We start from the raw sequence: 14,996 nt of genomic DNA on the forward strand, positions 1-14,996 counted from the left end.
GCACTTACATCTGCTTGCACTCCCAACCCCAGCCTCTCATGGTTGATCCTGAGCCGCTGCTGTCGCCTGGATGACGCTCGCGCGGCCTTCGCTGACCACAATGCATCCAGGCCCCATCCGGATGACTGCCCCAGAGGAAACCCCGATGAACACGCGTGAAACGAACGCACCGCGCGGACACTACCGCATCTGCCCCCTGTGCGAAGCCTGCTGCGGTTTACAGGTGCAGACGGCCGGCGGCCGTGTCACAGGCATCCGCGGTGCCCAGGACGACCCGTTCAGCCAGGGATTCCTGTGCCCCAAGGGCATCTCGCTGAAAGACCTCCATGAGGACCCCGACCGCCTGCGCCAGCCACTGCTCAAGCGCGATGGCCGCCACGAGCCCGTCAGCTGGGAGCAGGCCTTCGAGGAGATCGAGCGCCGCCTGCGCCCGCTGATCGAGGCCCATGGACCAGACGCCGTGGCCCTCAGCTTCGGCAACCCGGCCGCGCACAAGGTGGGCCTGCTGGCCTACACGCCCCGCCTGGCCCGGGCCCTGGGCACGCGCAATGTCTTCTCGGCCTCCACCCTGGACCAGATGCCCAAGCAGCTCTCCAGCGCGCTGATGTACGGCCACTGGCTCAGCATCCCCGTGCCGGACCTGCCGCGCACGGACCTGCTGGTGGTGCTGGGCGCCAACCCCATGGTCAGCAACGGCAGCCTCTGGACGGTGCCGGACTTCCGCGGCAAGGCCCGGGCCCTGCGCGAGCGTGGCGGCCGGCTGATCGTCATCGACCCACGGCGCACCGAAACCGCGGCGGCGGCCGACGAGCATCTCTTCATCCGCCCCGGCAGCGACGTCTGGCTGTTGTTGGGCCTCGTCCACACCCTGTTCGACGAAGGCCTGGTGCGCAGCAGCCCGCTGGATGCCTGGGTTCAGGGGATTGAGGAGATCCGCTCGGCGGTCAAAGCCTACCCGCCCGAGTCAACAGCCCGGCATTGCGGCATTCCAGCGCCCGAGCAGCGCCGGATCGCCCGACTGCTGGCCACCACGCCGCGGGCCTCGCTCTATGCGCGCATCGGCAGCTGCACGCAGCGCCACGGCACGCTCAACAGCTGGCTGGTCGACGTCGTCAACATCCTGTGCGGTCAGCTGGACCAGCCCGGCGGCGCCATGTTCCCCAAGGCCGCGGCCTTCGCCGTCAACACCCAGGGGCGGCCGGGCAGTGGCCGCGGCGTGAGCCTGGGCCGGCGCAAGAGCCGGGTCAGCGGCGCGCCGGAGGTCTTCGGTGAGCTGCCCATGGTCTGCCTGGCCGAGGAGATCGAGACCCCGGGAGAAGGCCAGGTGCGGGCCCTGATCACGGTGGCCAGCAACCCGGTGCTTTCGGCGCCGAACGGCCCCCGCCTCGCGCAGGCGCTGGACGGCCTCGACTTCATGCTCAGCCTGGACATCTACCTCAACGAGACCACGCGCCACGCCGACCTCATCCTGCCCGCCCCCTCGCCTCTGGAGGACCTGCACTACGACATCGCCTTCGGCCAGCTCTCCTGGCGCAACCATGCGCGCTACAGCGCCCCGGTCTTCGAGCGCCCGGCCGACATGCCCGAGGAATGGGAGACCCTGACCCGGCTCGCCGCCCTGGCCGCTGGCGCGGACTGGCGCCAGCCCGTGGACCAGCTCGACACCGCGGCCCTGCGCCAGGAGCTGCGCCATCAGCTCAAGGACAGCGAGGGCACGCAGAGCGAGGCCCTGCTCGCTGCCCTCGCACCGCGGGTGGGGCCGCAGCGCCTGATCGACCTGGCCCTGCGCAGCGGCCCCTATGGCGACCAGTTCGGCCGCAAGCCGGACGGGCTCACGCTGGACCGCGTGCAGGCCGCGCCCCATGGCATCGACCTCGGCGAGCTGCAGCCCCGGGTGCCCGAGCTGCTGCGCACGCCCTCGGGTTGCATCGAGCTGGCTCCGGCGCCCTTCATGGCGGCGCTCGGCGCACTGGCCGGCGACGCGCCGCCCTCCTGCGCGCCGGACGAGCTGCTGCTGATCGGCCGGCGCGACACGCGCTCGGGCAACAGCTGGATGCACAACCTGCCCGTGCTGGCCAAGGGGCCGGACCGCAGCGCGCTGATCGTCCACCCGGACGATGCCCGCCAGCGCGGCCTGCGCGACGGCGACCGCGCCCTGCTGCGCAATGCGGCGGGCACCAGCCTGGAGGTGCTGCTGCAATGCTCGGACGAGATGATGCCCGGCGTGGCCAGCCTGCCGCACGGCTGGGGCCACGACCTGCCGGGCACCCGCTTGAGCGTGGCCCAGCTGCGCCCGGGCGCCAACCTCAATGCCCTGCTGGATGAGCGGCCGCGAGATCCACTGTCCGGCAACGCCGTGCTCTCGGGCCAGCCCGTGACCCTGAGCGCCCTGCCTGCCTGAGCAAAAAAGAGACCGGCCACTCCGCATGGAGTGCCGGTCGCAAGGCCGGCGTTCGGTGGACTGCGCCGGGGAGGAGAAGATCGGTCCTCAGAACTTGTAGCTGACCCCCACGCTGAGGGTCCGCGGTGCGCCGTAGAAGCCGGTCAGCACGCCCAGGGCGGCGATGTTGTAGCCATCGGTGCGGTAGGCCTTGTTGGTGAGGTTGCTGCCCTGCAGGGAGAAGCTCAGGTGCTCGTCGCGCTCCCAGATCAGGCCAGCGTTGAGCAGGGCGTAGGCGTCCTGGGCGATGGCCTCGCTGAGGTCCGTCGTCGGATAGACCTTGGTGCGGTAGCTCACCCCCACCCGCGAGCGCAGCGTGCCGCTGCCCAGCGCCGTGCGGTTCTCCAGATTGAAGGCGGCCTGGAACTTGGGCGCGTTGGTGAACTTCTTCTGGTCCGCCACGTTCACGCCCTTGTCCAGGTACTCGTCGTAGCGTGCATGCAGGGCGGAGACGTTGCCGCTGAAGGTCCAGCTGCTGCTGGGGCGCCAGACGAATTCCAGCTCGGCACCGTCCACCGTGGCGCGGCCGGCGTTGGTGAAGTCGCCGAAGAATCCGGGCGTGCCATTGGCCTGGGTGTAGGAGGTGAACACCGAGAGCTGCACGTTCTTGTACTTGTTGTGGAAGACGGCGGTGTTGAGCTCCAGACGCCCGCCGTCCAGCACCATCTTGGCGCCGCCCTCGATGGAATCGAGCACCTCGTCCTCGAAGGGCTTGCTGGAGATGGGCACCGCCGCGGTGTTGGCGCGGATGTTGAAGCCGCCCGACTTGAAGCCGCGCGAGGCGCTGGCGTACAGCGAGGTGGCGCTGGAGAGCTTGTAGTCCAGCGAGACCTTGGGCGAGGTGTTGCTGACCTCGCGGGTCTTGTCGAAGTCGGCCAGCGTGGCGATGGGCTTGCTGAAGGTGGCATCGCTGAAGGCCTGGTTCAGCACCACGGCGCGCTTGCTCTCCTTGGTGTAGCGCAGGCCGGCGCTGAGACTGAAGCCCTGCGCCAGGCGCCAGCTCCAGTCGGCATAGGCCGCCTTGCCGCGCGTGTGGACCGTGCCGTTGGTCGTGCCGAAGGAGAGGTTGAAGAAGTTGTTGGAGACCTTGCCGCCCGCCTCGCCATTGAAGAAGTAGACACCCATCACGCCCGAGGAGCCGGCGCCATCGAAGGCCAGCTGGGCCTCGGCGCTGTTCTGGGTGTCCTGGTAGATGGCCAGCACGTCGGCGATCTTGTTGGGCAGGCCGTCGAAGTCGATGCCCGTGCTGGTGTCGTTGCTGCGGTGGGCGGCGATGAACTTGGCCGTCCACTGCGAGTCCACGTTCCAGCTGAGGCTCAGCGAGCTGCCGCCGGTCTCGGTGCGGTTCTGGTTGGGCATGCCGCTGGCGATGTCGTAGCGGCTCTCGCCGGGTGGCGTCTTGGCGGGGTCGAACTTGTTGACGTCCAGGCGCTGGAAGCCGCGCATATTGGATTCGTCATAGGTCTTGTCCGTCGTGAACTGCACGTTGAAGGGCTGGCCGCTGGGATAGAACCCCAGGCTCAGCCGGCCGGCCTTGGTCTTCTGGTTGCTGACCTCGCTGCCATCGGTGAGGTTCTTGCCGTAGCCATCGCGGTTCAGCGTGGCCAGGGCCAGGCGGGCACGGAACTGGCCGTCGCTGCTGGCCCCGCCGACCGAGCCCTTGGCGTCCATCTGGCCGTAGCTGCCGAAGGTCAGGCTGGCGCTGCCCTCGGTCCGGGTGCCCAGGGGGCGAGACACATACTTCACCGCGCCACCGATCGTGTTCTTGCCGTAAAGCGTGCCCTGCGGCCCCCGCAGCACCTCGATGCGCTGGGTGTCGAAGACGTCCAGCAGCGCGCCCTGGGGCCGCGCCACATAGACGTCATCCAGGTAGATGCCCACGCCCGGGTCCACACCCCACAACGGGTCGGCCTGGCCCACGCCGCGGATGAAGGTGGTGATGGTGGAGTTGCTGCCGCGGGCGGCGTAGATGGTCAGGTTGGGCACCTGCGACTGCAGGTCGCCCAGATTCTTGACGTTGAGGCTTTCGAGCGCCCCGGCACCGAAGGCCGTGACCGCGACCGGCACATCCTTCAGCGATTCCTCGCGACGGCGAGCGGTCACCGTCACGGCTTCGAGCTTCTGCGTGTCGGCCGCAGGCGCGGGCTCGTCGGCCGGCGCCGGGCCGGGCTCGGCCCAGGCAGGCGCTCCGGCGGCCAGGGCGGCCAGCAGGGCCAGGGTCAGGGGCGTACGGCGCAGGGCCGCGCCAGGATGGGCGGCGGCGATGGGGGTCAGGCTCATGCGTTGTCTCCGTGATTCTTTGAGGTGTCGACGCGGACGTCGCCCCAAGGGAGTGCAAGTGCCATGCCCGTGGGCGTGCCAGACCCGCCTTCTACGTGCAAACCATGAGAGCGGCGCGCGCAGGCCGGGTCCTCGGCGGCCTGTCAGGCCGGCATCGGGGGATGTTCGAGCGTCTTGCGGCCGCTCAGGGGCGTCCGGGCCTGCGCTTGCTGTCTGATTGGCACACAGCCCGGGGAGCGCTGATGTCCACGGATCGGGCATTGCCTGAAGCCCGGACACCGCTTTCCCACCGCAGCCAGCCCAGCAGGCGCAGCGCCCAGCCGCCCATGCACAGGGCCCACAGCAGGGCCGCCAGGACCAGCGTCACCGCCGGGGCCGTCTGTCCCAGGGCGGCCCATAGCCGCAGGATCACGGCCGTTTGCATCAGAAGAAAGAGCGCCAGCAAGGGGCGGTCCGCCGCCAGCGGCCGGCCCGCATGCGCGCTGCTGACACGGCTGACCTGGGCCATCATCAGGCTGCCCAGGCCCCCTGCCAGCACGGCATGCAGCGGCGCCAGCCCAAGCCCGGCACGTCCAAGCGCCAGCAGCCCCGAGGACAAGGCCGACAGCCCGGCACCCGCAGCCAGCCACAGACCGCCGGCCAGCATCATCGCCATCAACGGCAGCCGGGCCATGCGCCGCCAATGCCAGGCCTGCCTCAGCAGCAGGAGGGCCGCACAGCCCTCAAGCCCCGCTCGCAGCGCCCAGGCCCACGCGGGCAGGGCCGCGGGCGCCAGCACCTGCCAGGCGCCCCCCCAGGCACAGCCCGCCAGCCCGGCCCACAGCAGGGCGCGCTCGGGCGCTGGCAGGCGCCCGGCCACCCGCAGCCAGACCGCGGGTTCGGCAAACATGGGCACCATGCGATGCAGGGCGATCAGGAACACGGGCAGCAGCCCCCACCACAGCACCGCCTGAAGGGCGTAGCGGGCCAGTTCCTCATGCCCCGCCATCAGGCCGGCGCCCATGACGGCCATGCCGCACAGGCCCAGCAGCCAGGCCCCTTGCACGCCGCGCAGGTGCAGCCGGTCCGGCACCTCGCTGGCGGCCAGCAGGCGCCCGGCCTGCCACCAGGAGAGGCCCCAGGACAGCGCCACCAGCATCAGGCCCAGCCCGGTCAGCCGCGCGTCGACATGCACGCCCGGCAGGGCCAGGGCCCAGCCCAGGCCGGCCAGCCACAGCGAGGGCCACACGGCTCGCCCGGCCGGGCCCGGCACGCGCAACCAGCGCGGCCCGGCGGTGAAGAAGAAGCCGGCGATGAACTGCGGCATCGCACCCAGTCCGAAGAGCAGGCCGTGCGCCAGCCCCGGCGACACCGCCCAGGGCAGCGCCCAGGTCCTCCAGCGGGCCAGCAGGACCAGGCACCACCACAGGCCTGACAGGGCCAGCACCAGCAGGCCCAGCTGGAAGAAGGGGCGGTGCGGCTGCGGTGCCGGCGCGGCGGCGCTGCTGCGGCGGTCTGGCATGTCAGGGTCCGGCATGGGGGAGATCTTGCCGCCCTGACGGGCATGGGCGCTTGCTCAACGACAAGTCCCGGCGTCCCTCGTGGGCGCGATGACAGTCATGGTGCTACAATTCATTCCCATACATTCGCTCAAGACCGTTTCTTCAAGGTCTTTGCAGTGGTCTCCGGCGTCAGATCTCACACGATGCCGGCTCGCCCATCAGCCTCCAGCGCCATCACTCGGGATCCGCCGATTCCGTATCCGGGCCCCGCCCGAAGCGCCCGCCCCCAAGCGATCCGCTGGGTGGCTTCAATCACCGGCTTGATCTCTCTTGCGTGTCTGTACGTCCCCCGTGTGTCGCCGCTCGCGCACACGGTTTCCACATATTTTCGGAAAGAAAACACCATGAGCAGCATTCAGAACGGCATCGTCAAGTGGTTCGACGACGGCAAGGGCTTCGGTTTCATCACCCCCGCCGACGGCAGCAAGGACCTCTTCGCCCACCACAGCGAAATCCGCAACGGTGGCGGCTTCCGCAGCCTGGCTGAAGGCCAGCAGGTCGAATTCGAAGTCAAGCAAGGCCCCAAGGGTCTGCAGGCTTCGAACATCAAGCCCCTGTAAAGCACTTCATCCGGGCCTGGGAAGGCCTGGGGTGTCCGTGTGGACGCCCCACTCCAGACGGCAGTGATCTCCGCAGATCACTGCTTCGGGCGCCCCCTCTCACGGGGCGCCCACTCCCGAGCCAGGCCCTGCGCCTGCCCTCGACCTTCATCACCATCCGCGCCAAGACGGCTCTCTGGACCTCCAAGCAGGGACGGCTCCTTCAAGGCGCACACCTCGAGATAACCATGCAAAAGAAAAGCATCGAGGTGGGGCGATTCCTTGTCTCACCTTTCATCAAGACTTCCGACGACGGCGGCTTCTACGCCAGCGTCTCCATCCGCTCCGGCCAGGGTTCGGCCAATCACGATCGCGTGGTGCGCTTCGCCCCGCGCTTCAGCGGGCACCGACAGGCCCTGAACTACGCCTGGTCGCAAGGCCGGGCGTGGGCTGAAGCGATGTAATCGAACAAACGGGGCCACCCCCTACCCGCTTCACCGCCTTGCAGGCCGTGCCAGGCCAGAGGCCTGACCCCTCGGGCAGGAGGCCTGCCCCTTCAGCAGGCACAAACGGCTCGCCGTTTGTGTCCGGCCGCAGCCCCCTCAAGAGGGCACAGCCGCCGGGCCGGCGACGCCGGATCCGCGGCGGTCGCGCGGGGCGTGTGCCGGCTTTGCCGAGCACTCTTTGTGATGGCGCTTCAGAAAAAAAGCCCACCGGCTTGCACCGGTGGGCTTTCTTGTTTGTGGGCTCTGTCAGCGCCCGTGGCCGGCCCTGCTGGCGGGCCGCTCAGGCTGCCTGGGACACCAGCGCCTGCGGCTTGTCGCGGGCAAAGAAGTCAGGGGCCAGCAGGCCCGGTGCGCCGCGGCGGGGCGCATTGCCGATCAGCACGTCAGCCAGGGCATCGGCGATGGGCAGGCCGGGGTGCTGCTCCAGCCACATGAATTCGCCGGCCGGGTTGAGTTCGAGGAAGACATGGCGGCCGTCGGGGGTCAGGATGAGGTCGATCGCGCCGTAGTTGAGGCCGAAGGCGTCCATCAGGGCCAGCAGCTTGGCCTGGATGTCCGCCGGCAGGGTGTGGTGCTGCCAGTCCTGCAGCATGCGCCGGCCCTCGCGGCGCCAGTCGGTCCGTGCGCGCTCGTTGGCCTGGGAGTCGATGGCCGCGGCAAAGACCTGCTCGCCCACGATGGTCACCCGCAGCTCCAGGGCCTTGGGCACCAGGGCCTGGAAGGTCATCGGGCCATGACGGAGGGCATCCAGGTGGTCCAGGTCCTCGGGCTGGATGCGGTTGGTGAACATCACCTTTTCCTGCCCCTGCTCATAGATGGCGAAGGAACTGAGCATCTTGCCCACGATGCCTTGCGGATGTGCCGCGAAGAACTCGCGCACGGCCTGCGGATCGTTGGTGGAGAGGCTGTCCGGGATCTCCAGACCCAGGTGGGCCGCCGTCTTGAGCTGCAGCTGCTTGTGATCGGCGCGGCGCACCTTCTCGTAGCCGTCCAGCTGGAAGCAGTCCAGGCTGTGCAGCAGGCCCAGGACCTGGGCCCGGCTCTCCTTCTGGGCGGCCTCGCGGTAGGCGCCGGGCACGGTGTCCGGGATGCCACCGCCGATGCGCAGGCGGCGGTAGTAGCAGGACTGGAGCTCGGCCATGTCCAGCTGTCCCAGGGGCGTCTTGAGCAGCAGGGTCTGCTGCCGGCTGTCGGCATGCAGGCTCAGCTGCACGGACGAGGGGAAGAGGTCAGTCTCGAAGCACCAGGCCGTGGCACCGCGGGCCATCAGGGCACGGGTGATCAGGGGGGTGCAATGGTGGTCGCGGGAGTGGGTGACGATCAGGACGTTCATGGGATCAGGGCATCAATCTCAAAGATTCCGGCTCAGGGATCAGGCAGCCGGCGCGGCAGCAACAGGGGGCGGGGCATCAGCCAGCAGGGCGGCGGCCAGCGCATCGGCAATGGGCAGGCCCAGCTCGCGCTGGAGCATGCCCCACTCGCCGCAGGCATTGACTTCCAGGAAGACCCAGTCGTCATCCGGGGTGTGGATGAAGTCCGCTGCACCGTAGCGCAAGCCGAGACGGCGCATCAGGGCGAGGAACGGCCGGACCACCGCTGCAGGGAGTTGGGCCGGCTGCCAGGACAGGCCCGCCTGCGGACGCCAGTCGTCCACCCGCCCTGCCCCGGCCTGCGGACGGATGGCGCCGCAGAACAGCTGATCGTCGACCGCGATGACCCGCAGCTCCTCGGCCTTGGGGATGCGCTCCTGGAACAGCGGCGGGCACAGGGCAAGGCCGTGATCGTCCTGCAGGTCGGCGGCCTCGATGACGGTGGTGTAGAGATTGCCGCCACCGCCGCTCATGCCCGGCGCCAGCACCGTCTGCATCTTCATCACCACGCCCTGCGTCTGGCGGGCGTGGAAGGCGCGGACGGCCTCGGGGTCGTTGCTGCAGAGCGTGTCCGGCACGCGCAGGCCGGCCTCGCGGGCCAGGCGCAGCTGCCGCAGCTTGGCCGCGGCGCGCTCCACCTGCGGGAGACCGTTGATCCAGCGAGCCTGCTCCAGGCGGTCCCACAGGGCACGCAGGACATGGCGGCATTCCTGGACGCAGCTAGCCCGGAAGCGTTCATCGACGGCATCGGACAGGGCCGGCGGCTGGAGCTGGCGCAGCCAGACGGCCTGTACGGCGTCCAGGGCGTGCGTGCGCCCCTGCAGGCGCAGGAAGCCGGCGTCCACGCCGCCCTCCAGGCTCAGGCCCAGCTGCCAGTGCAGCGGGAAGCGGTCGCTGTCCACACGCAGAGGCTCGGCGCCACGGCGGCGCAGGGCCTCGGCCACCCAGTCCACGGTCGTGTGGTCGGCGGCGTGGGTCAGCAGGAGTACAAGGGGCGACACATCGAATCCAGACGGTCAAGCAATGCCGCCCCGCTCACCCGGAGACAAACGAGGGCGAAGGGGGCGGACAGGAAAGGCAGGCGCCGGCCCCGGGGCACGGCGCCCGGAGAGGATCAGACCTCGTTGCCGAGGTGATCGTCGCCGTCGGAGGGGTACTTCAGGGTGACGACGATGTCATCCTTGAGCGGGCTGGTGCCGGTGGCAGCGGCCGAGACCGTCTCGGGCAGGTGGTCATCCCCGTCGGAGGGGTACTTCAGGGTGTGCTCGGGCTGGTCCAGAGTCTTGGAGGTGGCAGAGGCGCCACCACCGCTGACGGCGTCCAGTTCCTGGGCTTCCAGGAAGCGGGCGAAGAAAGGCAGTTTTTCGGACATGGTTCATTCCTCCATCGGTTGCTGAAATCAGCGGCCGGCACCGGACCTCCCGATCCGTGCGTGACAGCCGCTGCGCATCATAGGAGCGATGTCACCCATGGATAACCGTTATTCCTCAGTGCCAACCCCGAATTGACACGAACACCGCCCAGGGATTGTGTCGGCATGAAAAAGGGCAGGCCGATGGGCCTGCCCTTGTCATGGTCCTGACACGCCCGGCCAGCGCCGGGACGCACAGGCTGACTCAGCGCTGTGCGCGCAGCTCGGCTGCAGCACCGCCGCCCAGCACCTTGTAGAGCTGAACGCCGGACTGCAGCGCCGCCAGCCGCACCTGCAGCGCGGCCTGCTGCGCGGCGAAGCTGCCGCGCTGGGCATCCAGCAGCTCCAGGCTGCTGGAGGCGCCGTTGGCGAAGCGCAGCTCGACCAGGCGCAGGCGCTCGGCCTCTGCCGCGGCCTGCGCTTCCTGGGCACGCAACTGCTCGGTCAGCGTGCTGCGGGCAGCCAGCGCATCGGCCACCTCGCGGAAGGCCTGCTGGATGGACTTCTCGTACTGCGCCACCGCGATCTCGCGGGCGGCCTGGGTGGCCTTGAGGTTGGCGCTGTTGCGGCCCGCATCGAAGATCGGCATCAGCGCCTGGCTGGCAAAGCTCCAGGCCGTGTTCTTGAACAGGCTCGAGAGCTCCGAGCTGGCGCTGCCGACGCTGGTGCTCAGCGTGATGCTGGGGAAGAAGGCCGCGCGGGCCGCGCCCACATTGGCCTCGGCGGCCACGAGCAGGGCCTCCGACTGCCGCACATCCGGACGCTCCAGCAGCACGCTGGACTTCACGCCCGCGGCCAGCGGCGCCAGGGCCTGGCTGGCCAGCGGCGCAGAGGCCGGCAGATCCTGTGGCAGGGGCTGGCCCAGCAGCAGCACCAGGGCGTTCTCGTCCTGGGCGCGCTGGCGCTGGGCCTGGGCCTGGGCGGCACGGGCCGCTTCCAGCGCCGAGATCGCGCCCTGCAGCTCCAGGCTGGAGGCCGCGCCCTGGTCGAAGCGCAGGCGGGTCAGGCGGTGGCTGTCCTCGCGGCTGACCAGGGTCTTGCGGGCGTAGTCCAGCAGCGCGTCGTCGACCTGCAGCGCATAGTGGGCCGAGGCCACGCCGGCGACGAGGCTCAGCTGGGCGGCACGGGCGCCGTCCTCGCTGGCCAGGTAGCGGGCCTGGGCGGCGTCGCTCTGGTTGCGCAGCTTGCCCCAGAGGTCCAGCTCATAGGCCGTCACCTGCAGGCCGGCCTGGTAGCTGGCGGTGATGGTGTCGTCCTTGGCATTGGGCTGGCGGTTGCTGATGAGGCCGGCGGCCACCGTGGGCCAGCGGTTGGCATCGCTGACGCGGGCCAGGGCCGCAGCCTGATCCACGCTGCGCAGCGCGACGCGCAGGTCGCGGTTGTTGCGCAGGGCGATGTCCACCAGGGCCTGCAGGCGCGCGTCGGCGTAGAAGTCGCGCCAGGCCGGCAGGGTCAGGTCTTGCCCGGCGGGCTGGCCCGCCTGCTCGGCCACCGGCAGCGCCGGCCGTTCATGCCTGGGGGCCAGGTTCATGCAGGCCGACAACGCGGCCAGGGCCACGACGCTGAGGCCGAGGCGCAGTCGAGAAAGTTGTGTCTGATTCATATCGCTTGCTCCGTTGCTTGCGCAACCCCTCGCAGTGCCCCCTGCGACCGAGTGACATCCGAGGATCCGGCTTCGCCGGGTCTGCGGATGTGCCCTCTCGAGGGGGCCGGCGAAGCCGGTAGGGGGTGGGTGCTCCGTCAGTGGCCCTCTGCAGCGTGACCGATACCGTGCGCATGGTGCGCATCGAATGCCTTCTGACGCTCGCTCGGCTTGAACAGCTTGCGCACCACCAGGAAGAACACCGGCACGAAGAGCACCGCGAGCACCGTGGCCGAGATCATCCCGGACATCACGCCCGTGCCGATGGCCCGCTGGCTGGCGGAACCGGCGCCGCTGGCGAACACCAGGGGCAGCACGCCCAGGATGAAGGCCATGGAGGTCATGATGATGGGACGGAAGCGCAGGTGGCAGGCCTCCAGGATCGCATCCACCAGGCTGCGGCCTTCGGCCTGCAGGTCCTTGGCGAACTCGATGATCAGGATGGCGTTCTTCGCCGACAGGCCGATGATGGTGATCAGGCCCACCTTGAAGAAGACGTCGTTGGGCATGCCCCGCATCGTGGCCCCCAGCAGCGCGCCGAACAGGCCCAGGGGCACCACCAGCAGCACGGCAAAGGGAATGGACCAGCTCTCGTACAGCGCGGCCAGGCACAGGAACACGGCCAGCAGCGAGAACAGCAGCAGCACGGTGGCTTGCGAGCCGGAGATCTTCTCCTCGCGCGAGAGGCCCGTCCATTCGTAGCCGATGCCCGGCGGCAGCTGGGCCACCATCTTCTCCAGCTCGGCCATGGCGGCGCCGGTCGAGGCACCGGGCGCGGCATCACCGGCCAGGCGCATCGCGGGGTAGCCGTTGTAGCGCACGGCCTGCATCTGGCCCGTGATCCACTTGGTCGTCGCGAAGCTCGAGAGCGGCACGCTCTGGCCCTTGTTGTTGACCACGTTCAGGCGCAGCAGGTCCTCGGGCTGCATGCGGGCGCCGGCCTCGGCCTGCACCACGACACGCTGCAGGCGGCCGTTGCTGGGGAAGTCGTTCACATAGGCCGAGCCCAGCTGGGTGCCGATGACGGTGCCCAGGTTGTCGAAGCTCACGCCCAGGGCGTTGGCCTTGTCGCGGTCGATGTCCAGCTGCAGCTGGGGCGCGTCTTCCAGGCCGTCCGGGCGCATGCCGGTGATGACCTTGCTCTGGCTGGCCATGCCCATCAGCTGGTTGCGGGCGTTCAGCAGGGCCTCGTGGCCCAGGCCGCCGCGGTCCTGCAGGCGCAGGGCGAAGCCGGTGGCCGTGCCCAGCTCGGGGATGGGCGGGGGCGAGAGCGGGAAGATGAAGGCGTCGCGCACGGCCATGAAGGCACCGAAGGCGCGGCCGGCCACGGCCTGGGCGCTGTGCTCCTTGCCCTTGCGCTCGTCCCAGGGCTTGAGCGGCACGAACACCAGCGCGGCGTTCTGGCCCTGGCCCGAGAAGGAGAAGCCGATCACGCCCACGGTGTTCTGCACCTCGGGCTGCTTGAGCATGAAGTCCTCGACCTGCTTGACGGCGGCCTCGGTGCGGTTGGCCGTGGCGCCCGGCGGCAGCTGCACGTTGACGATCAGGTAGCCCTGGTCTTCATTGGGCAGGAAGGAGGTGGGCATGCGCACATAGAGCAGGCCCACCACGGCGATCACCGCCACGTAGACGAAGAGCATGCGGCCGCTGCGCTTGAGCAGCTTGCCCACCCAGCCTTCGTAGCCCTTGGCCGTGGCCGAGAAGCCGCGATTGAACCAGCCGAAGAAGCCGCTCTTGGAATGCGCCTCGCCCTGCTTGACGGGCCGCAGCAGCGTCGCGCACAGCGCGGGGGTGAGGCTCAGCGCCATGAAGGCTGACAGCAGCATGGACGCCACCATCGCCAGCGAGAACTGACGGTAGATATTGCCCACCGAGCCGGCGAAGAAGGCCATGGGCACGAAGACCGAGACCAGCACCACGGTGATGCCGATGATGGCGCCGGAGATCTGGCTCATCGCCTTCTTGGTGGCTTCCAGGGGCGAGCGCCCCTCCTCGTTCATGATGCGCTCGACGTTCTCGACCACCACGATGGCGTCATCGACCAGGATACCGATAGCCAGCACCATGCCGAACAGCGTCAGCACGTTGATCGAGAAGCCCATCCACAACATGATGGCGAAGGTGCCCAGCAGGGCGATCGGCACCACGATGGTGGGGATGAGGGTGTAGCGCCAGTTCTGCAGGAACAGGAACATCACCAGGAACACGAGGATGATGGCCTCGACCAGGGTCTCGACGACCTGCTCGATGGAGATCTTCACGAACTTCGAGGAGTCGTAGGGGATCTCGTAGACCACGCCTTCGGGGAAGAAGCGCTGCAGCTCGACCATGCGGTCCTTGACAGCCTGCGCGGACGCGAGCGCATTGCCGCTAGGCGAGAGCTGGATGCCGATGCCGGTGCTGGGCTTGCCGTTCAGGCGCGAGTAGGAGCCGTAGCCCTGCCCGCCCAGTTCCACGCGGGCGACGTCCTTCAGGCGCACGGTGGAGCCGTCCGGATTGGCGCGCAGCACGATGGACTTGAACTGCTCCACCGATTCCAGCTGACCCTTGACCACCACGGTGGCCGACATGGTCTGCGTGCTCAGATTGGGCAGCTCACCGATGGAGCCGGCCGGCACCAGCGCGTTCTGTGCGCGGATGGCAACGTTGACCTCGGCCGGGCTGATGTTGAAGGACTGCAGCTTGGCCGGATCCAGCCAGATGCGCATCGCGCGCTCGGTACCGAAGAGCTGGGCCTGGCCGATGCCGGGCAGGCGCTGCAGTTCGGGAATGATGGCGCGCGAGGCGTAGTCGCCCAGCGCGATGGGGTCCATGCTGCCGTTCTTGCTGGACAGGGTCACGAACAGCAGGAAGTTGTTGCGCGCCTTGTCCACGCGCACGCCCTGCTGCACCACCGAAGCGGGCAGGCGCGGCGCGGCACGCGAGATGCGGTTCTGCACCTCGACCTGGGCCAGGTCGATATTGGTGCCGGGCTCGAAGGTCACGGTGATGGCGCCCGTGCCGTTGGCCTGCGAGACGGACTCGATGTAGGCCAGGTTGGGCGAGCCGTTGAGCTCCTGCTCCAGCACGGAGATGACGCTCTCGTCCAGGGTCTGGGCGGAGGCGCCGGGATAGGCGGCGCTGACCACCAGGGAGGGCGGCGCCACCGTGGGGTACTGCGCCACCGGCAGCTTGGTGATGGACACGGCGCCGAACACCAGGATGAACAGTGCGATCACCCAGGCAAAGATCGGCCGGTCGATGAAGAAGCGTGACATGCCTTCTCCT

10 protein-coding genes are annotated in these 14,996 nt (G+C 69.1%); 3 read left to right on the forward strand and 7 right to left on the reverse strand.

What is annotated here, in order from left to right:
* Positions 1-145 precede the first annotated feature (145 nt).
* The gene (locus O9Y01_RS04990; RefSeq protein WP_269630376.1) at positions 146-2,401 is read left to right on the forward strand and encodes a molybdopterin-dependent oxidoreductase; all 2,256 of its coding nucleotides are present in this window, start codon (positions 146-148) and stop codon (positions 2,399-2,401) included.
* Positions 2,402-2,488: 87 nt separating this feature from the next.
* On the opposite strand, the gene O9Y01_RS04995 is transcribed toward O9Y01_RS04990, so the two are convergent.
* On the reverse strand, positions 2,489-4,720 hold the full coding sequence (locus O9Y01_RS04995; protein WP_269630378.1) for a TonB-dependent receptor: 2,232 nt from the start codon (positions 4,718-4,720) through the stop codon (positions 2,489-2,491).
* A 184-nt stretch (positions 4,721-4,904) separates the two neighbouring features.
* The gene (locus tag O9Y01_RS05000) at positions 4,905-6,236 is read right to left on the reverse strand and encodes an NnrS family protein (protein ID WP_269630380.1); all 1,332 of its coding nucleotides are present in this window, start codon (positions 6,234-6,236) and stop codon (positions 4,905-4,907) included.
* A gap of 378 nt (positions 6,237-6,614) precedes the next feature.
* Here O9Y01_RS05000 and O9Y01_RS05005 point away from each other — a divergent pair, with 378 nt between their 5' ends.
* Both O9Y01_RS05005 and O9Y01_RS05010 read left to right on the forward strand, forming a co-directional pair.
* Positions 6,615-6,821, forward strand: a complete 207-nt coding sequence (locus O9Y01_RS05005; RefSeq protein WP_269630551.1) for a cold-shock protein — start codon at positions 6,615-6,617, stop codon at positions 6,819-6,821.
* Between the two features lie 227 nt (positions 6,822-7,048).
* Complete coding sequence (locus O9Y01_RS05010; protein ID WP_269630381.1) at positions 7,049-7,264, forward strand: hypothetical protein; 216 nt, start codon at positions 7,049-7,051, stop codon at positions 7,262-7,264.
* 322 nt (positions 7,265-7,586) lie between these two features.
* Here O9Y01_RS05010 and O9Y01_RS05015 read toward each other — a convergent pair whose 3' ends face one another.
* The 5 genes from O9Y01_RS05015 to O9Y01_RS05035 form a co-directional block, all read right to left on the reverse strand.
* Entirely contained in the window at positions 7,587-8,639 is a 1,053-nt protein-coding gene (locus tag O9Y01_RS05015; RefSeq protein WP_269630383.1) for an MvdC/MvdD family ATP grasp protein, read from the reverse strand.
* A gap of 39 nt (positions 8,640-8,678) precedes the next feature.
* Complete coding sequence (locus tag O9Y01_RS05020; RefSeq protein WP_269630384.1) at positions 8,679-9,677, reverse strand: MvdC/MvdD family ATP grasp protein; 999 nt, start codon at positions 9,675-9,677, stop codon at positions 8,679-8,681.
* 113 nt (positions 9,678-9,790) lie between these two features.
* Positions 9,791-10,048 carry a microviridin/marinostatin family tricyclic proteinase inhibitor gene (locus O9Y01_RS05025; protein ID WP_269630385.1) on the reverse strand — a complete coding sequence of 86 codons (258 nt, stop codon included), beginning with the start codon at positions 10,046-10,048 and terminating at the stop codon, positions 9,791-9,793.
* 244 nt (positions 10,049-10,292) lie between these two features.
* On the reverse strand, positions 10,293-11,690 hold the full coding sequence (locus tag O9Y01_RS05030; RefSeq protein WP_269630386.1) for an efflux transporter outer membrane subunit: 1,398 nt from the start codon (positions 11,688-11,690) through the stop codon (positions 10,293-10,295).
* A 137-nt stretch (positions 11,691-11,827) separates the two neighbouring features.
* On the reverse strand, positions 11,828-14,986 hold the full coding sequence (locus O9Y01_RS05035; protein WP_269630388.1) for an efflux RND transporter permease subunit: 3,159 nt from the start codon (positions 14,984-14,986) through the stop codon (positions 11,828-11,830).
* Positions 14,987-14,996: the final 10 nt, after the last annotated feature.

The sequence above is a fragment of the Pelomonas sp. BJYL3 genome (genome assembly GCF_027257975.1).
In the GTDB taxonomy this organism is placed as follows: domain Bacteria; phylum Pseudomonadota; class Gammaproteobacteria; order Burkholderiales; family Burkholderiaceae_C; genus Roseateles_B; species Roseateles_B flavus.